This is a genomic window from Pseudoduganella aquatica (assembly GCF_020865585.1).
Classification (GTDB): Bacteria; Pseudomonadota; Gammaproteobacteria; order Burkholderiales; family Burkholderiaceae_D; genus Rugamonas; species Rugamonas aquatica_A.
Genome location: NZ_CP086370.1, coordinates 3,660,718 through 3,678,860 on the forward strand (window position 1 = coordinate 3,660,718; position 18,143 = coordinate 3,678,860).

General features: G+C 66.0%; 13 protein-coding genes. 1 reads left to right on the top strand and 12 read right to left on the bottom strand.

Translation table 11 applies throughout. The features are described 5' to 3' along the window. Positions 1 to 12: 12 nt before the first annotated feature. From KT882_RS16300 to KT882_RS16350, 11 genes are all read right to left on the bottom strand, one after another. A complete protein-coding gene (locus tag KT882_RS16300; RefSeq protein ID WP_161072875.1) occupies positions 13 to 918 on the bottom strand; it encodes a PEP-CTERM sorting domain-containing protein in 906 nt (301 codons plus the stop codon). 149 nt (positions 919 to 1,067) lie between these two features. Next, positions 1,068 to 3,839 (bottom strand): XrtA/PEP-CTERM system TPR-repeat protein PrsT, encoded by a 2,772-nt coding sequence (gene prsT, locus KT882_RS16305; protein ID WP_228892513.1) that lies wholly within the window; start codon positions 3,837 to 3,839, stop codon positions 1,068 to 1,070. 69 nt (positions 3,840 to 3,908) lie between these two features. Next, complete coding sequence (locus tag KT882_RS16310) at positions 3,909 to 5,135, bottom strand: SpoVR family protein (protein ID WP_187358725.1); 1,227 nt, start codon at positions 5,133 to 5,135, stop codon at positions 3,909 to 3,911. Then, positions 5,132 to 6,295, bottom strand: a complete 1,164-nt coding sequence (locus KT882_RS16315; RefSeq protein WP_161072878.1) for a DUF444 family protein — start codon at positions 6,293 to 6,295, stop codon at positions 5,132 to 5,134. Before KT882_RS16315 ends, KT882_RS16310 begins: the two co-directional genes overlap by 4 nt. Before the next feature lie 10 nt (positions 6,296 to 6,305). Continuing rightward, positions 6,306 to 8,234, bottom strand: coding sequence for a serine protein kinase (locus KT882_RS16320; protein WP_161072879.1), 1,929 nt, complete (start codon positions 8,232 to 8,234; stop codon positions 6,306 to 6,308). Between the two features lie 202 nt (positions 8,235 to 8,436). After that, positions 8,437 to 9,879, bottom strand: coding sequence for a catalase (locus KT882_RS16325; RefSeq protein WP_161072880.1), 1,443 nt, complete (start codon positions 9,877 to 9,879; stop codon positions 8,437 to 8,439). Between the two features lie 9 nt (positions 9,880 to 9,888). Next, positions 9,889 to 10,548, bottom strand: coding sequence for a LuxR C-terminal-related transcriptional regulator (locus tag KT882_RS16330; protein ID WP_228892514.1), 660 nt, complete (start codon positions 10,546 to 10,548; stop codon positions 9,889 to 9,891). A 131-nt stretch (positions 10,549 to 10,679) separates the two neighbouring features. Continuing rightward, positions 10,680 to 11,399 (bottom strand): YoaK family protein, encoded by a 720-nt coding sequence (locus KT882_RS16335; protein ID WP_321170256.1) that lies wholly within the window; start codon positions 11,397 to 11,399, stop codon positions 10,680 to 10,682. Between the two features lie 64 nt (positions 11,400 to 11,463). Beyond that, positions 11,464 to 12,369 (bottom strand): LysR family transcriptional regulator, encoded by a 906-nt coding sequence (locus tag KT882_RS16340; RefSeq protein ID WP_228892515.1) that lies wholly within the window; start codon positions 12,367 to 12,369, stop codon positions 11,464 to 11,466. Positions 12,370 to 12,384: 15 nt separating this feature from the next. Next, complete coding sequence (locus KT882_RS16345) at positions 12,385 to 12,792, bottom strand: hypothetical protein (protein WP_187358726.1); 408 nt, start codon at positions 12,790 to 12,792, stop codon at positions 12,385 to 12,387. A 312-nt stretch (positions 12,793 to 13,104) separates the two neighbouring features. Then, positions 13,105 to 13,593, bottom strand: coding sequence for a pyridoxamine 5'-phosphate oxidase family protein (locus KT882_RS16350; RefSeq protein WP_228892516.1), 489 nt, complete (start codon positions 13,591 to 13,593; stop codon positions 13,105 to 13,107). A 231-nt stretch (positions 13,594 to 13,824) separates the two neighbouring features. Between KT882_RS16350 and KT882_RS16355 the strand changes: the two genes are divergently transcribed. Then, a complete protein-coding gene (locus tag KT882_RS16355; protein WP_228892517.1) occupies positions 13,825 to 15,825 on the top strand; it encodes an ATP-binding protein in 2,001 nt (666 codons plus the stop codon). Positions 15,826 to 15,832: 7 nt separating this feature from the next. Here the strand turns inward: KT882_RS16355 and KT882_RS16360 are convergent, their stop codons facing one another. Next, a complete protein-coding gene (locus tag KT882_RS16360) occupies positions 15,833 to 18,019 on the bottom strand; it encodes a TonB-dependent receptor (RefSeq protein ID WP_228892518.1) in 2,187 nt (728 codons plus the stop codon). Positions 18,020 to 18,143 lie beyond the last annotated feature (124 nt).

Here is an 18,143-nt window from a genome sequence, read left to right on the forward strand (position 1 = left end):
TGGGGGCATCCATCAGGCGCTGCCGCGCCGGCGCAGGCCGGCCAGTCCGAGCAGCCCTGCGGCCAGCAGCGCCAGAACGCCGGGCTCGGGCAGTTGCACCAGGGCGACCACGGGGTCGGCCAGACGCCAGCCCCAGCCGTTTTTCCCCACCGCCGAAGTGGCCAGTATGCTGGTCATGGTGTTAATGCCGAAGAAGTCGCTGCCGCCGGCCTGGCTGGCGCTGCGGAAGTAAATGCAGGCCGGGCCGGACATGCAATTGGCCAAATAGGTGCCGGTGCCGAAGGCCGGCGTGGGCAGGCCGTCGGTTTCCTGGAACAGCGTGGTGTTGAGCGGGTTGAACGCCACATTGCTCATGCCGGCTACCGGGCCGGTCACCATGCCGGGCGTGAACTCCCAGCTCATCAGCAATTCGCCGTCGGTGATGCCCTTGATTTTGTTGAAGGCAGTGCGGTCGCTCGCTTTCAGCCCGCCCGTGCCAAAGCCGGGGTTGGTGCCGCCGCTCAGTTTATCGATGTAGAAGTCCAGGTGTATCTTGCCGTCGCAGCCAAAGGCCGCGTTGGTGCAGCCGGCGCTGAAGATGCGCTTGCCCACGCCGCCGGTGCCGGCAGCGGTGCTGGCGTCGCCTGCGCCATACATCATGAAGGAGATGCTCTGGTTGTTCAGCCCCTGCTGCCAGTAGCTGTCGGAGGCGTTGCCAACCTCGTTGATCGAGGTCATATAGCCGGCCGCGAAAGTGGACTCCTTCAGCGTGCCGGCCTTGCCCGCGTCGCTGCTGCGCGCCTGGTAGCCGGTGTACTTGATTTCCACCAGGCCCGGTTTGCTCAGGACGAAGGGGGCCAGCGGCGCCGCCATGGCCAGCGGCGCGCAAACAGCGGCCAGGCAAAACAGCGTGCGGCGCAATACGGTCAAGCTCTGCATGATGAACTCCTGTGGTTGGGTTGCTCACTACACACATAGCAATATGCGGGCCACGCGGCGGTTTGCGGGGCAGGGACCGGATTGCCGGTCCGGCGCTGGGCATGCGTGTAAGCAAAAGCGACGCTGTGCAGCCGAGCCCACGGCCGAACTCACAGCTGCGGCAGCAGTGCCCGCACTTCGCTCTGGCGCGTGAAGGTCTTGTCGGCCAGCAGCAGCTCGAACTGGCGGCGCGCGCCGGGTTTGTCGCCGGTCTTCATCAGCGCGGTGGCGTAGTGGTAGCGGATCTCGCTGGCCTGCGGCGCCGCGTCGCTGGCCTGTTTCAGCAGCGGCACGGCGCGCGCGGCCTGGCCTTGCTCGAGCAGTACCCAGCCCAGCGTGTCCTTGACGGCCGGATTGCCGCCGGCCAGCTTGTGCGCCCGTTCGGCGTACGCCAGCGCGCGCTTGTCCTTCACCTGCTGCAGCGTCCAGGCCAGGTCGTTCAGGGCCACCACGTTGCCGGCGTCGGCCTCGATGACTTTCTCGTACTGCGCCGCCGCCCCCGCGTAGTCCTGCGCGCTCATCAGCGCGCTGGCCAGGTAGAGGCGCGCGGTCGCGTCGCGCGGATGCTGCTGCAGCCAGTGCAGCACGCGCTCGGTGGCCTCCTGCTTGCGCCCCTGCGCCGCCAGGCTGCGGTGGATGGCGATCACGGCCGGGCCGCTCGGTTCCAGCAGATAGGCGCGCTCGTACAGCTTGAGCGCCGGCACGGCGCGGCTTTGCGCCATCAGGATGTCGCCTTCCAGGCGGTAGCCCAGCGGCAGCTGCGGATTGCGCTTCTGCGCCTGCTGCGCGATGGCGAAGGCCTCGGTCCAGCTGCCTTGTTCGGTCAATAGGCGCACCGTGGTCAGCTGGGCCAGGCCGTTGTCCGGCTGCAGCGCCAGCGCCTTGCGCGCCGCGGCCAAGGCATCCGGCAGTTGACGCAAGGCCAGGTTGGCGCCGGCGATCTGCATCTGCACCATGGGCGAATCGGGCTGCAGCACGGCCAGTTTGGTATAACTCTCCAGCGCGGCCTCGTGGCTGTTGCCGGCGGTTTGCGCCTGCGCCAGCACGGCCAGCACGTCCGCGTTATCGGGATTACTACCATGCAGCTTTTGCGCCAGCGTCAGCGCCTTCGGCGTTTCCCCCGCGCGCAGGTAGTAGTTGGCCAGCAGCAGCGCCGGGGGCAGGGCGTCCGGATTTTCGCGCTGCGCCCGCTCCAGCCAGCCTATCGCCTCGGCGGTCTTGCCCTGGCCGGTGGCCAGCCGCGCCAGCGCCGTCATGACCGCGATGTTTTTCTTATCCTTGGCCAGCGCCGCCTCGTAGCGCTGGCGCGCGCGTTCGGGCTGGTGCTCCAGCACATCGAGCTGGCCCAGATTGTCGAGTGCGGGCAAGTAAGCCGGATCGAGCGAGAGCGCGCCCTGGAACGCCGTCCGCGCGGCGGAGAAGTCGCTGCTGGCGAGCAGCACGCCGCCTTTCAGGTTCTGCACGGCGGGATTGTTGCCCTGTTTTTCCAGCGCCGCCACGGCGGCCAGCGCCTTGGCGTAGTCCTTGTTACGCAGATGCACCACCACCAGCATGATGCCGGCGCGCGGCGCCTTGGCGTCCAGCGTGCTTGCGCGCTCCAGTTCGCTGATTGCGCGCTGGCTGTCGCCCAGGCCGAGCCGGCTCGCGCCCAGCGCCGCATGCAGTGCGGACGTACCGGGCGCCAATTCCACCGCCCTCTGGAAATAGTCGGCCGCCTGGCCGAACTGCTGCAAGCGCATATGGGCGTCGCCTGCCGTGGCCAGCAGCTCGGCATCCCCGGGGTATTTTTCGATCAGCGGCTTCAGCTGCGCAATCGCGTCGACCGCCTTGTTGTTGCGCAACAGCGTGGCAGCCAGCAGCTTGCTCGCGTACAGGTGGCCGGCGAGATTTTCCAGGAAGCGGCGCAACTGCTGCTCGGCCTGGGTGTTCTGGTTCAGTTCGTACTGCACGGCCCCGGTCAGCAGCACGGCGGGCATATAGTCCGGTGCTGCGCGCAGCACCAGCTGCAGCTGTTCCAGTGCCGCCGGATAGCGCTGCTCGCGGAAGTCCAGCAAGGCCTGCGTGAACACCAGCGGCAGGCTGGCGGGCGCGGCGGCCCGGGCCAGGGCCAGCTGGGCCTTGGCGTCGGCGAATTTGCCGGCCTGGATCAACAGGCTGGCGATGTCGATGCGGGTTTGCAGGTCGGCCGGGCGCAGCTTGAGGATGTTTTCGTAGCTGGCTCGCGCCTCGGCCGGCTTGCCTTGCACGCGCAGCAGGTCGGCGCGGAAGCGCAGTGCGTCCACGTCGCCGGGATGCAGCGCCAGCGCCTGGTCCGCCAGCGCCAGGGCGCGCGCTTGCTCGCTGTCCAGCAGGGCCAGGCGAGCCCGCCCCAGCAGCGCCAGGCTGTTGCCGTCCTGCTTGGCCAGCGCGGCGTCGAGCTGCTGTTCCGCTTCGGCCCGCCGGTTCAGGCCGAGCAGCGCGTAGGCGCGCAGCGCCATCATATCGGCGGTGGCCGCCCGCGCGGGCAGCGTGGCCAGCAAGCCGTCGAATTGCTGTTGCAGCAGCATCACGCGCGCAATGCGCGGCAGGATCTCGACCTCCGCCATGCCGGCCTGGCGGGCGCGCCGGTATTCCTTTTCAGCCGACTGCACATCGCCCGATTCCAGATAGAAATCGCCCAGCAAGGCGCGCGCGGCGCTGTGCTCGGGGTTGGCTTGCAGCACGTTCTTGAGTTGAATAACGGCGGCTCGCGTATTGCCTTTCTTCTGGTAGGCTTGCGCTTCCGCGATCAGGGCCGGCCCATCCGGCTTGTGCTTGCAGGCGGGCAGGCTGGCGGCAAGCAGACCGGCGGCCAGGATGGCGCCGGCGGCACGGCTGGCGCGGGGCAGGGACGAATTCGACATAGATCTCTCCGGGGGACGGGCGTAGAGTTCCAGCGTAGGCGTTCGCGGCCCGGGGCTTGTTGATCGGCCTCAATGAACTGCATCAGGCTGCGGGCTTGCTTGCAGGCAGAGGGCCGCGCCGCGCTGGTCCACGGTGTGCAGCTCCACCGGGCGGCGCCACACGCGGGCGATATAGTCCAGCACCCGTTCCGCTTGCGGCTGGGCCAGGCCGCGCCCGTCGCAGTCGTGGTCATGCGCCAGCGCGAGCCTGCCGCCGGCGCCCACGCCCGCCACCCGGATCGACGGCGCGCCATAGTTGTAGCGCGGCGCCAGGATGGCTTCGTGCAGCGCGGGCAAGTCCCGGCTCGCGAGCCAGGCGGCGCCATCGCGGTCCTGCATGTAGGCGAACAGCTGCAACTGCGCGGCGACGTCGCGGTCCAGGTAATTGCGGATGAAGCCGAAATCGTCCTCGTCGCGGCAGATGCGGCGTGCTTCGGCCAAGCCGCGGCGTTCAATAATGTGGTCCCATAGCGCGTATCCCAGGTGGTAGGGATTCAGCTGCAAAGCCAGGCGGCCGTCGCCGCATGGGCGCACGATGTCGGAATGGACACGAATCGCTTCCAGGTACAGCGGCGCCGCCAGGAAGCCCGCTTCGCGCAGCAGGCGCGCATGCCAATAGCAGGCCCAGCCTTCGTTCATGATCTGGCATGCGTGCACCGGATGGAAATAGCACACCTCTTCGCGCACCGCGAGCAGAATGCCGCGCTCCCAGTCTTGCAGTTCCGGGGCGTTCCGCGCGATGAACAGCAGCAGGTCACGCTCCGGCACGCCGGCGTGCACGTCGACTTGGGCCTCCAGCGCCAGGGCCGCATCCAGCACCGTGTCCACCGCCGCCTGGCCGTGCAGCAGCGCCGCGCGCTCCACCAGCCTGGCATGGGCGGCGCTCCGCTCCAGGATGCCGCTGCCACCCGGATCCGTGAAACCGCGCAACAGCGCATTGCGGCGGGAAAAATCGGCGTGGCCCAGCACATGGGCGCCGACCAGCGCATTCTCGGCTTCGGTGTTGCTGTCCGCCAAGAAGGCGCGGCATGGCGCGCCGGGAAACATCACCTCATAAATGCGGGACTGGCCCATGTGGCGCGCCGTCATCTGGCGCAGGTAGCGCAGGCCGAACGACCAGTGCCGCATACGCACGGGCAAGCCGTAGATGGCGATTTCGAGCATGAAGCTTTCCGGCACCTGCTCAAAATCCACCGGTCCGCATTCCAGGCCCAGTTCGGCGGCCAGCGCCTCCATGGCGGCGAGATGGCGGCTCATTTGCGCGCGGCGCCGTGGCCAAAGAAGCTGCGGATGGCGTTCCATGCGTCGTCCGGCTGCGCGAGCGTGCAGATTGCCGCCGCGTCGCCGGCATGCTGGCGGGCGGCGAACAGGCGCTGCAGCTCGCTGCCCTGGGCCGCATTGGCGCGTGATGCGCCGACCACGGTTTCCGCGTAGCCCATGAAATTGAGCGACGGCGCCAGGGCCGCCAGCGCGGTGCTGGCGGCTGCGCGGTCTTCCCTGTAGTTTTCGCCGTCGGACGCGTAGAACAGATAGGCGTTGTGGTGCCCGCCCCCGTAGTCCGCGCGCAGGATGTCGTGCGCAAGCTGGAACAAGCACGATGCCTGCGTGCCCCCTTCGCCGGAAATCTGGAAGAACTCCTGTTCGGAGAACTCCCAGGCGCGGGTGGCGTGCGCGAGGAAGCGCACCGCCACGTCCTGATAGCGGCGGCGCAGGCCGTGCAGCGTGAAATGGAAGAAGGTCTTGGCCAGCTTGCGTTCGGGCAGCGTCATGCTGGCGGACACGTCCAGCGCGAACAGGACCACTGCCTTGCTGGCCGCATGGCGGCGGGGCTGCTGCTGGCGGAACCGCAAGTCATCGTTGATGTAGGCGAGGCCGGGTGCAGGGGAGGGCCGCGTCGTTTGGGCAGCTCGGCGTTTCACTGCCTGCATGGCGGTGCGGCGCCGGTCCAGTTGCGACAGCGCGCCTTGCCGGTTCCAGCCGCTGCGCATGTTCGCCGGCTCCTTGCCGGGGCCGGTTTCCGGCGCCAGCAAGGGCAGTTCCAGTTCCTCCCACAGCCAGTCCGTAATGTCGCCGGCGGTGAACTCCAGCTGCATGCGCACGCCGTCGTCCCCTGCGAGAGACTCCGCGCTGCCGGCGCACGCCGGTTCTCGCCCTGCACGCAGCATGTCGCCAGGCCTGCCGGGACCGTGGCCGGCGCCGCTGCCGCCGTCGGGCGCATCCGCCAATCGAAATCGCGCGTGCTCGAGCAGATGCAAGGGCACGCGGACCGGGCGCCGCGGGTCGCCGGAAATCAGGTCCGGGCATTCCAGAAATTGCGGAACATAGGCCAGCACCGCCTGGCGCACTTTCTGGTTGTGCCGCAGCCAGTCGCGTTCGCCGCGCGAGAACAGCTCATACCATCGGGACTGGTCTGCCATGGCGCCCCCGTCATTCCTGTGCCAGCAAAGTGGTGACATAGGCCAGCGCCTCGCGCGCGCTGTGGGCGTCGTAGCCGTATTCGTCCACCAGGCGCTGCTCCACTGCGCTTAGCCGTCCGCGCACAGCCTCGTCCGGACGCCGCTCCGAACTCACCAGCCGCAGCACATCGCGCCGCTGCTCGAACAGGTATTGCTGTATCGCCTCGCGCAGCGGCGCATGGCTGGCCAGGTTGAACTGTTCGCCGCGTTTGTAAGCGCCCATCGCCTTGCGCACCACCTCCTGCCTGAAGGACTGCTTGCCCGCCTCGCTCACGTGTATCTTCTCCTCCACCGCGCGCAGAAAGCGCTCGTCCGGCCGCCGCTCATCGCTGGTGATGGGATCGCTGACCTGGCGGTTGTCCAGCATCGCCTCCACTTCGTCCAGGTACTTCTCCAGCAGCTCGTCGGCCTCGCGCTCGAAGGCCACAAACAGCGCGCGGTGCACATCCTCCTTCACCCACACGTTGTAGAAAGCCTTGCGCGCAAGCGCCAGGTGCTCCAGCCAGCGTCGCTTCTTGCGGGCCTCGATACGTGCGTCACTCTCGATCGCATCCTTCAGCGCCAGCAGCACTTCCATGGCGCCCAGGCTGGCATGGCCGCACTGCCTGGCGTGGATGATGGCGTGGGACAGCGCGTTGACCACAAAGCGCGGCGAAACGCCCGCCAGCGCCGCATCCTGTTCCCCTCCCGGCGCGCCCTCCCGCGTGCGCGCCGCTTCGGGACGCAGCATGCCACCCACGTCTTCGTCAGCGTGCAGGCGCACCGCGCGCACCAGCTCGTCGTCCTTGCCCTCGCTGTCCGGCAGGCGGCTCAGCACGGCAAACACGGCCGCGGCGTGCAGCGCGTGCGGGTCCAGATGCGCGTCGCGGAAAGCCGGTGCGGCCGACTTGATCAGCTTGGCGTAAATGCGCGCTTCGGCGCGGTAGTCCAGCGTGTACGGCACCTGCACGATAACCATGCGGTCCAGCAGCGCCTCGTTTTCGCTTTCCAGTACAAAGCGGCGGAACTCGGCCAGGTTGGTGTGCGCCACGATGGCCAGGTCCAGATGGATCAGCGGAAAGCGCGCCACCTTCACGTTCTTCTCCTGCGTCAGCGTGAGCAGCAGATGCAGGAACTCGCGCTTGGCCTTCAGGATTTCTATCATCTCCAGCACGCCCCGGCTGGCCGCGTACACGGCGCCGGACCAGGACCAGGCGCGCGGATCGCCTTCGTCGCCAACCTCGGCCACCTTGGACAGGTCGACCGAGCCGACCAGGTCGGCCATGTCGGCGGTGGCGGGGTCGTGCGGGGCATATGTGCCCACGCCGCAGCGCTGCGCCTCGGCCAGGAACAGACGCTCCACCGGCATCTGCAGAAAGTCGCCGCCATGCTGCTGCTCCAGGCGGGCACTGCAGTGCGGACACAGTTCGCCCTCGGCCACGGCGCCGTAAGTGTCGCGGAAATGGCCGCGCATGCTGTGCGGCAGCAGGTGCAGCGGGGACTCGTGCACCGGGCAGCCTGCGATGGCGTACAGCGCGCCGTCGTCGGTCTGGCTGTATTCCTCCAGGCCGCGCTTGAGCAGTATCACCAGCGTGGACTTGCCGCCGGATGGCGGGCCGAGCAGCAAGAGCAAGCGGCGTCCGACCTCGGAGCCCGCCGCCGCAGCCTGGAAGTAGGCGCATACGCGGGCGAGGGCGTCGTCCAGGCCGAACAGTTCGCCCGCAAACAAATCCTGTCCGGCGCCCGCGCGGCTCCAGCGCAGCATGTCCCAGATGTACTGGTGGGCGTTGCGCGCCAGCAGGGTGGGGGCGGCCGGCAAAATCTGCCCGAGAAACTGGGCGAAGGGGCCGCGCCAGGGCTCGGCGCGATGCTGCCGGGTGTAGCTTTGCAGGCTGTCCAGGAATTGCTGATGCGCGCGCACGGCGTTCTCCTCAGGTTGGCTACAGTATCTGCCCGGGGGAGATGTGCGGAATGAGGCGCGTCAAGGAGTGGAGGGGAACTTTTTGCAGCTGCGGTGCTGGCGGGTTACGCGCTGCGCGCTAACCCGCCCTACGGCGCCGCATGGGTAGTTTCGCGTGGGGCGGGTTAGCGGGCTCTGCCCGCGTAACCCGCCGGGGCGTCGTCTATTTTACGTTGTGGATGCGCGCGATGGCGGCCGACACACCCGCGCCGTAGGCCGGATCGCAAGCGGTGCAATTGGCCACGTGGCGGTCTATCACCTGCTGGGACGCGCCATGGATGGCGCGCGCGGTGTTTTCAAACAGCAGCGTTTGCTGGGCGGGCGTCATCAGCTGGAACAGCAGGCGCGGCTGGCTGAAATAGTCGTCGTCCGTGCGGTGGTTCCAGTGGTCGGCCGCTCCCTCGATGGACAACGGCGGCTCGCGGAAATCAGGCTGCTCCACCCATTCCTGGTAGCTATTGGGCTCATACGGCGTGGCGCCGCCCTGGTTGCCGTCCACCCGCATCTGGCCGTCGCGGTGGTAGCTGTGGAAGGGGCATTTCGGCGCGTTGACCGGAATCGACGCATGGTTCACGCCCAGACGGTAGCGCTGCGCGTCGCCGTAGGAGAACAGGCGGCCCTGCAGCATCTTGTCCGGCGAGAAGCTAATGCCGGGCACGATATTGGCGGGGTTGAACGCGGCCTGTTCCACTTCGGCGAAATGGTTCTCGGGATTGCGGTTCAGCTCCAGCACGCCCACTTCGATCAGCGGGTAGTCCTTGTGCAGCCAGACCTTGGTCAGGTCAAAGGGGTTGTATGGCGCGGTGGCGGCTTCCTTCTCCGGCATCACTTGCACGAACAGCTTCCATTTGGGGAAATCCTTGCCTTCTATGCTCTCGTACAGGTCGCGCAGATGGGTTTCGCGGTCGCCGCCTATGCTGGCGGTCGCTTCCTCGTCGCTCAGGTTGGCGATGCCCTGCTGCGTCTTGAGCGTGAACTTCACCCAGTAGCGCTCGTTCTGCGCGTTGATGAAGCTGAAGGTATGGCTGCCGAAGCCGTGCATGTGGCGATAGCTGCGCGGAATGCCCCGGTCGCTCATCACCACGGTCACCTGGTGCAGCGCTTCGGGCAGCAGGGTCCAGAAGTCCCAGTTGCTGTTGGGGCTGCGCAAGCCGCTGCGCGGATCGCGCTTGATGGCGTGGTTCAGGTCGGGGAATTTGAGCGGGTCGCGCAGGAAGAACACCGGCGTGTTGTTGCCCACCAGGTCCCAGTTGCCTTGCTCGGTGTAGAACTTGATGGCGAAGCCGCGGATGTCGCGCTCGGCATCGGCCGCGCCGCGCTCGCCGGCTACGGTCGAGAAGCGCACAAACAACTCGGTCTGCTTGCCGATGCTGGAGAACAGCGATGCCTTGGTGTATTTGGTGATGTCATGCGTTACCGTGAAGGTGCCGTAAGCGCCTGCGCCCTTGGCGTGCATGCGGCGCTCGGGGATGACTTCGCGGTCGAAATGGGCCAGTTTTTCCAGGAACCACACGTCCTGCAGCAGCGCCGGGCCGCGCGGGCCGGCGGTCTGGATATTCTGGTTGTCAGGGACGGGGGCACCGAAAGCGGTGGTCAGCTTGTTCATTGTAGATCCTTACTGAAATGCTGCGTTGTGAAAGCCATTGTTCTGGGGGCGGGCCATGGCGCGCTGGCTGGCGCTGATCAGGCCGCGCTGCGTGGCCACCACCACCGCGTGGGTGCGGGCGGTGGCGTCCAGCTTGCTCATCAAGCCTTTGACGTGGGTCTTTACCGTGCCCACCCCTATGCCCAGTTCGCGCGCGATGGACTTGTTGCAGCAGCCCTGGGCCAGCAGGCGCAGCACGTCGGTTTCGCGGCCGGTCAGCGACTCGCGGCTCAGGCTGTCCGCCACGCAGCGTGTGACGGACTCGCTCAGGTAGCGCAGGCCCTGGCTCAGCAAGCGGGCGGCTTTCACCAGCTCCTCGGCGCTGCATCCCTGCAGCAGATAGCCGTGCACGCCGCTGTCCATGGCCATGCGCACTTCCCATTCCTTGTCGAACTGGGTCACGATCAGCACGCGGCGGGCGGGGCTGTAGCGTTCCTGGGGCGCCTGGCGGGCGGCGGCAATACCGCTCTGGTAGTCTGCGACCACCACATGCGCCACGCTCAGCGCCTGCGGGCAGGCGGCGTGGGTGGAAACGGCAAACTCTGCATGCTCGCCCAGGATGGCGCGCAACCCCGCCGCCATGACGGGGTCTTCATGCATGATGTGGATGTTGATGGTGTTTGGCTGCATGGTGGATCTCCTACGTACTGCAGCAGCGAGCGCTGTTGCTTCTCATACATTTATGATGTACGGACAAGGTAGGCAGATCAAGTTAAGAGATGTTAAACGCGGTTAACACCAATTTTGCAAGCACGCGCCAGCTAGGCTGGCTGCGGCCTGGCGCCCCACGCGAGCCAGGCCAGCAGCGCTATCGCCGGCAGCAAACCGTAGAATCCAACGTAAATATAGGCAAACGCTCCGCCTATGGCGCCGGCGCCGAAGGCCAGTATCGGCCACAGGAATTTGGCGCAGCGTCGATGGACGGATGCGTCCGCGCCGCCGCGCACAATGTCCACCAGGTCGATCACCAGCTGGGTGACATTGCCCGTCATGACGGTGGTTGGGGTCAGATGGGACAGCAGCAGCTTGGCGGCGGCGTTCTGCACGCCCATGGCGGCCGCGCCTATCGCGCCGGCGAGCAGGGCCAGCGGCGCGTCCGACGTGGTCAGCGGCACGGCGGCCAGGCCGGCCAGCATAAAGCCAATGAGCAAGATCAGTTGCAGCGAGAAAACCGAACGCAGCGGCGCCTTGCCGCGCCGTTCCAGCGACAGGATGTACAGCCGGGTAAAGGCTACGGCCGCAACAAAGGCGCCGAAGGCCAGGAACTTGATCAGCACGCTGTTGCCGCTGGGGCGGGCCAGCTCGCTGCCGATCAGCACAAAGTTGCCGGTAACGTGGGCGGTGAACAGGCCGAACAGGGCGACAAAGCCCAGCGTGTCCACATAACCACCTAAAAAACCCAGTGCAACTGCTTGCCGGGATGCCCGTAATTCAGTGCTGCTGTCTGCCACGCTGTCTGCCACGCTGTCTGCCATTGTCATGCTCCATCCTGTAAATGGAGGCACTTTAGCGCAGTGCACCGGCAAACGCGCTCTCTCTTATGCCCTAGGGGCGGTCCCAAGGCGGGGTGTCCTTGAACTGTTCGACCAGGAAATCGATCATGACCCGCACCTTGGCGCTGAGGTGGCGCCGGCTGGGATAGACCGCCTGGATGTCGATATCCGGCAGGCTGTAGTCGGGCAGCACCTGTACCAGGCGGCCCGCGCGCAGGTCCGCGCCAACCAGGAAGGTGGGCTGCCAGATGATGCCCTGGCCGCCCAGCGCCACGGCGCGCGCGGTATCGCCGTTATTGGTGCGCATCATGAAAGGAATCTTGACGGTATGCAGCTTGTTGTCCGCATCCAGCAACTGCCATTCATCCGTGGCGTTGTAGCTGTAGCCTATGCAGTGGTGCTTGGGCAGATCGGCCGGCGTGGCGGGCGCGCCGTGTTTGGCCAGGTAGGCCGGCGACGCGCACAGCATGTTGACCGAGCTGGCCAGCTTGCGCGCCACGTGGGAGGTGGAACCCGCGCGTGAAATGCGGATGGCCATGTCATAGCCTTCCTCGACGATGTCGACCACCCTGTCGATCAGCGCCACCTCCAGCTGCACGTCCGGATACAGCTCCATAAAGCGCGGCCACAGCGGCGCCAGCTGCAGCACGCCGAAACTCAGCGGCGCGTTAATGCGCAGCAAGCCGCGCGGCTGCATGGTGGCGGAGGACACGATGGCTTCCGCCTCGGCCACTTCGTCGAGGATGGATTTGGCGCGTTCAAACAGCGCCTCGCCGCTGGAGGTGAGCGACATGCGGCGCGAACTGCGGTTCAGCAAGCGCGTGTGCAGGTGCGCTTCCAGGTCGCTGATATAGCGGGTTACGTTGGCGGGGGAGGTGTCGAGGGCTTCGGCTGCGCGGGCAAAGCCTTCCTTGCGGACGACCTCGACGAACACTTCCAGTGCGCGCAGTCTATCCATGGACAGGGGCGCAGCTTAGTAGCGGTTCCAGGTGTTGGCGGCGGTGCGGGTGGCGGCCGCTTCCTTGATATTGCTCAGTTCGGCATCACGCGCTTCGCGCTGCATTTCGGCCAGTTTGGTGGCGGCCTGGCTGTCGCCGGCGCGGGCTGCGTCTTCGAATAATTTGATGGCTTCGTCGCGGCGGTTGCTGTCCGCCTGGTATTGGCGGGCCAGTTCGCGGCGCGCCACGGCGGAACCCTGTTCAGCCCATTCGCGCAGTCGCCGCTCCGCAGCAAAATTCCCGTTTTTATTCATTTGCAGTGCCGTCGCTTCGATAACCGGTGCAGGCGGGACCATGTCGTCTTTAGCCTGTACGCCGATCAGTACGCCCACGGTAACCAGGACCGTTGCTACCAAAACGCCGGACTTGTTGAATAATTCCATCTTTGAGAACCTTTATGCGTGTCGCTCGATCGGACAACGGGGACGCTATGATACCACTTATTTCCAAAAGACAACAAATATTGTGTGCTTTTGCTATTTGGTGCAGTGCATTACATCATCCTCTTTTCTGAGGCTGCATGCAAAGCGAAGGGGATATTAGCATGCTCATTTTGCGCAAAAAGCACACATTCCCACAAATCAGGGTAACAATTGTAACCACATGTGAAATTTCTCAACGCACCGTAGGAATAGACCTACATCATTCCCCTATTGTGAACGGATTATTCATAGGGTGCATGTATCAAGTGCACATCAATAAGTGCCATGCATGCTACTTGGCACTTCATATAGCTCGGTATGCCCGAAGCCTTGCTCATAGTCCAGCACCGAAATCACCGACGGTGTGATGCGCACAAACACCGAACCCGGCCATGTTGCGCTGCCCGCATGCACCATCTGGCGCAACTGCGGAAAGCGGAACAGCATCAGGTCGGCCGCGTGCGCCGATTCGTCGGCATCGCCGACTATCTCCGCCAGGCCGCCCAGCGACAGGCCACGGATATGCTGCCAGTCCGCATAGGGCGGCGTGACCGTGGCCGAGACCCGGTTGTTCTGGCGGATGTTATGCGCCTTCTGGCTGTCCAGGCCGATGCCGGCGTACAAAATCAGGCCTTGGTGGACGTAGCTCACCACGGTGGCCTGCGGATAGCCGTCCGGGCGCAGCGTGGCCAGCGTCAAGTCGTGCGTGGCGGACAGCAGCTTGAGTACAAACACCCGGCGGGTGGGATCCAGCGTTTGCATACGGCCTCCTTGCAGTGGAAGTGCGCGCCATGCGCACCGGAGTTCCGATGCTAGAAAGCCGCCCGGATTTCGGCTTTGCGCAAGATCAAACGAACGCGGATTTTCATTTGTTGTTTTGAACGCCGGAATATTGGAGGAGGCGGGATAGCTTGCGCTAGAATCAAAGATGTTTCCTACCGATACGAGGTTAGCGATGGCGGGCACGAAACAGCAGGCCGGGACTGGCCGGGCATGAGGAAGATGCCCGGCTTCGGCGTATCCTGGGCGGCGGCGCTGCGCGGCGCGCTCACGGATATGGCGCTGCAGCGCAAGCTGCTGCTGGTGTCGGTCATCACGGCCGGCATCTCGCTGCTGGCGGCGCTGGTGGCCCTGGCTTCCTATGACGTGGCGGTGGCCAAGCCCAGGCTGGTGTCGGAACTGGCCAGCCGTGTCGAGCTGGTTGCGCTCAACCTGGACGCGGACCTGAACTTCGGCGACCGCAACGCCGCCACCCGCACGCTGGCCGCCCTGCGCGGCACGCCCGACCTGCACAGCGCCTGCCTGTTCGACGCCCATCACCAGCCTTTTGCGCACTACCGGCGCAATGGCACAACCAACTGCGCCTGGCCCGCCACTCCCTCGCCATCCGGCCAGCAGCTCGCCGGCCCCTATCTGGCCATGATGGCGCCGGTGCGCTTCGGGCACGAGACCGTGGGCTACCTGCAGGTGGAATACACGCTGCCGGCGTTGGCCGAGCGGCTGCAGCGCTACAGCCCGGTGCTGGCCGTGGTCTTGCTCACGCTCACCGTGGGCGGCCTGCTGCAGGCCATCATCGTGCTGCGCCTGGTCACGCGGCCGCTGCTGGCCCTCTCGGCGGTGGCGCACCGCGTCACGCAGGAGCAGCGCTACGACCTGCGCGCCGAAGTGGCCGGGCACGACGAAGTAGGCCAGCTGGCCGAGGCCATCAACACCATGCTGGGCACCCTGGCCGCGCGCGACGCCGCGCTGCGCCGCAGCCAGTCGCAGCTGGAAAACATCGTGGAGAAGTCCTCCGCCATTATCTTCATCAAGGACCTGGAAGGGCGTTACATGCTGGTCAACGAGCGCTTCCGCGTCACGCTGCCGGCTGGTGCGCCCGATCCGATCGGCCAGGACGATGTGCGTCTGTTCGGCGCCAGCCCGGGCAGTCCGCTGCGCGCCAACGACCACGAAGTGCTGAGCACCGGCCACGCCAAAGCCTATGAGGAGACGCTGCCCGACCACCACGGCGAGGAACGCACCTATTTGTCGGAGAAATTTCCACTGATAGACGAACAAGGCCACACCTGGGCGCTGGGCGGCGTGTCCACCGACATCACCGAGCGCAAGCGCGGCGAACTGGAGCTGCTGGAGTACCGCGACCGGCTGGAGCTGGAGGTGGCCGAACGCACCGGGCAGATGGTGGAGGCCAACCGTGGCCTGGCCGCCTCGCTGGAAACGCTGCAGCGCGCGCAGGACGACCTGGTGCGCAACGAGAAGCTGGCCGCGCTGGGCGCGCTGGTGGCAGGCGTGGCGCACGAGCTGAACACGCCCATTGGCAACAGCCTGCTGGCCGTCAGCACGCTGATGGACCAGACACGCGACTTCCAGAAGCTGGCCGCCGCAGGCCTCAAGCGCTCCACGCTGGATACCTTTGTCACGGATATCAATGCCGGCGCAGAAATCGTGCTGCGCAATCTGCACCGCTCGGTCGACCTGGTGGCCAGCTTCAAGCAGGTGGCGGTGGACCGCACCACCTCGCAGCGCCGGGTCTTCCTGCTGGCCGAGCTGGTCAGCGAAATCCTGCTGGTGCTGATGCCCACCTTCAAGAAGTCCGGCATCACGGTGCGCCAGGACGTGCCGGAAGAAATAGAAATGAACAGCTACCCCGGCCCCTTCGGCCAGGTGCTCATCAACCTCATCACGAACGCACTCAGCCACGGCTTTGACGGACGCGGCGAGGGCGAAGTGGTGGTGAGCGCGCACAGTGTGGACGGCGGCAAGGTGGAAGTATGCGTGGTGGACAACGGCGGCGGCATCGCGCCGGAAAACATGAGCCGCATCTACGACCCCTTCTTCACCACCAAGCTGGGCAGGGGCGGTTCCGGGCTCGGCCTTAACATCGTCTACAACATCGTGTACGGCGTGCTGGACGGGAAGATCGACGTCAAGAGCGAGCTGGGCAAAGGGACGCGCTTCACCATGACCCTGCCGAGCGGCATGGAGAAGCGCTGAACCGCGTTTAGAAGTCCACCGTGGCCGACACGGTCACCGTGCGAGGCGCGCCCAGCACCAGGTAGCCCGAGCCGGGGTAGCCGCCGGCCGAAGCCCAGTAGTTCTTGTCGGTCAGGTTGTCGATGCGGGCGCGCAGCGTCACGTTGCGCTCGGCGATACGGGTGGCGTAGCTCACGCCGGCATCCAGGCGGTTCCAGGACGGCAGCCGCTGCAGGTTGGCGCCGTCGGCGAACTGGCTGGCGGTGTGCAGGGCGCGCGCGTTCACGCTCAGGCCCGGCACGGCGGCCACATCCCATTCAGCGCCGATATTGAGCTGCGTATCAGGCACGCCGATGGCATCCTTGCCCTGGTTCCTGCCGCCTTCGGTCTTTCTCTGCTCCGCGTCCAGCAGCGTCAGGCCGCCCAGCAGGCGCAGGCCGCGCATCGGCTGGCCAAACACGGACAGCTCGAGGCCCCGGTTGCGCTGCTCGCCGAATACGCCGAAGTAGCCGTTCTCCACATAGCCCGACGGCTGGCCGGTGCTGAACAGCGCGGCGCTGAACGCCAGCGAGCCGGTGTCGTATTTCGCGCCCACTTCCTTCTGGCGCGACTTGTACGGCGCAAAAATGGCGCCCTTGTTGAGCACGTCCGCGCCGGACGCCACCGCGCCTTGCTGCAGGCCTTCGATGTAGTTCGCGTACAGCGACACGCCCTTATACGGCTTGTACACCAGGCCGGCCATCGGCGTCAGCTCGCTCTGGTTGTAGGAGGCGTTCTCCTCGGCGGTGCCATAGTCGTAGCCATAGTCCTTGATGGTCTGGCGGCGCACGCCCACAGTCAGCAGCACCTTGTCGTCGGCAAAGGCCATGGTGTCGGCCACGGCGTAGCTGGACAGCTCGCTCTTGCGCGTCAGCCCCGGATCGCCCAGATTGCCGCCGAAGTAGATGGTGGGGGGAGCCGCCTTGTCCACCGGTGCGTGGATATTGGTGGCGATGGCGGAAAAGTCGCTCATCGCATACGCATTGCGCGACTCGGCGTGGAAGGCGGACAGGGTGGCGCTCAGGCTGTGGCTCACGCTGCCGGTGCGCAGCTTGCCTCGCACGCCCACCTCGCCGGTGCGCACGCTGTCTTTGCGCTCATTGTCGAAGCGGTACATGATGGCGTCGCCCTTGGTGTTGGAGACGGTGGGCGCCGCCAGCACATTCGATTCCTTGCCGGAACGGGCGCCGAGCGCGGCCCAGGCCACGGCGCCGGAGCCCAGGTCGGCCTCGCCGCGCAGCGTGCCGAAAGTGTCGCGCTCGTTCGAGTGGGTCCAGTTCTGGGCGAAATTGCGGCTGGCGTCCGGCGCGGAGGGCAGGGCGATGCCGCCGGCCACCGTCACGCTGGGGCGCGCGTTTTGCAGCTTGTGCTCCTGGAAGCCCACGTCGGCGGACAGGCGGTAGCCCTCGCCGTGGAAGTCCAGGCCGACCGACAGCAAGCTCATTTCGCGGCCTTCGCGGTCCACGGCGGTGTCGCCGTCGCGGCGCACGGCGTTAATGCGGATGCCGGTGTTCTTGTCCGGGCCGAAACGGCGGCCCAGGTCCAGCGCGGCGTAGCCCAGGCCGCCGCTTTCGGTGCCCAGCGTGAGCGAGGTCAGGTCGTGCGCGCCGGCGCGCTTGGGCAGCAGGTTGATGGTGCCGCCGATGCCGCCGCCGCCGGGCTGGGCGCCGTTGATAAAGGTATTCGCGCCACGGAACACTTCCACGCGCTCCAGCAACTCGGTCGCCACGAACTGGCGCGGCAACAGCCCGTACAGGCCGTTGTAGGCCAGGTCGTCCGAGTTCACAGCGAAGCCGCGTATCACGTACAGCTCCTGGTAGTTGCCGAAGCCGCGCGCCACGCGCACCGACGGGTCGTTCTGCAGCACGTCGGCCACCGAGCGGGCTTGCTGGTCCTGCATCAGCGACTGGGTGTAGTTGGTGGTGTTAAAGGGCGTATCCATCATGTCCACATTGCCCAGCAGGCCCAGGCGGCCGCCGCGCGCCACCTGGCCGCCCGCATAGGCTTTCGGCAGCCCTTCGGCGGACGCATCGGCCGAGGCGCTGATGACGACCGTGGCAAGCGGAGCGGCCGGCTGCGCGCTGTCCGTGGTCTGCGCAGTTGCGCTAGCGCTTACAAATTGGCAGGCAAAAAGGCTGGCTGCGAGGGCGAAAGGGGTGAGCTGGAATTGAGGCATAGGTCTTGGAGAGCGTTACATTTGGTCGTCGAAGCAAATATTATGGGACTGAGAGATGGTTTTTGTCTAGTAAATGAGAATGGTTTGCATTACTATTCAATCTTTACGATAGAAGTGCCGCATT

Excerpts from the sequence above, each read along its gene's own strand:
- KT882_RS16300 (WP_161072875.1), bottom strand. The coding sequence starts at position 918 with ATGCAGAGCTTGACCGTATTGCGCCGCACGCTGTTTTGCCTGGCCGCT.
- prsT (WP_228892513.1), bottom strand. The coding sequence starts at position 3,839 with ATGTCGAATTCGTCCCTGCCCCGCGCCAGCCGTGCCGCCGGCGCCATC.
- KT882_RS16310 (WP_187358725.1), bottom strand. The coding sequence starts at position 5,135 with ATGAGCCGCCATCTCGCCGCCATGGAGGCGCTGGCCGCCGAACTGGGC.
- KT882_RS16315 (WP_161072878.1), bottom strand. The coding sequence starts at position 6,295 with ATGGCAGACCAGTCCCGATGGTATGAGCTGTTCTCGCGCGGCGAACGC.
- KT882_RS16325 (WP_161072880.1), bottom strand. The coding sequence starts at position 9,879 with ATGAACAAGCTGACCACCGCTTTCGGTGCCCCCGTCCCTGACAACCAG.
- KT882_RS16330 (WP_228892514.1), bottom strand. The coding sequence starts at position 10,548 with ATGCAGCCAAACACCATCAACATCCACATCATGCATGAAGACCCCGTC.
- KT882_RS16335 (WP_321170256.1), bottom strand. The coding sequence starts at position 11,399 with ATGACAATGGCAGACAGCGTGGCAGACAGCGTGGCAGACAGCAGCACT.
- KT882_RS16340 (WP_228892515.1), bottom strand. The coding sequence starts at position 12,369 with ATGGATAGACTGCGCGCACTGGAAGTGTTCGTCGAGGTCGTCCGCAAG.
- KT882_RS16345 (WP_187358726.1), bottom strand. The coding sequence starts at position 12,792 with ATGGAATTATTCAACAAGTCCGGCGTTTTGGTAGCAACGGTCCTGGTT.
- KT882_RS16350 (WP_228892516.1), bottom strand. The coding sequence starts at position 13,593 with ATGCAAACGCTGGATCCCACCCGCCGGGTGTTTGTACTCAAGCTGCTG.
- KT882_RS16355 (WP_228892517.1), top strand. The coding sequence starts at position 13,825 with ATGAGGAAGATGCCCGGCTTCGGCGTATCCTGGGCGGCGGCGCTGCGC.
- KT882_RS16360 (WP_228892518.1), bottom strand. The coding sequence starts at position 18,019 with ATGCCTCAATTCCAGCTCACCCCTTTCGCCCTCGCAGCCAGCCTTTTT.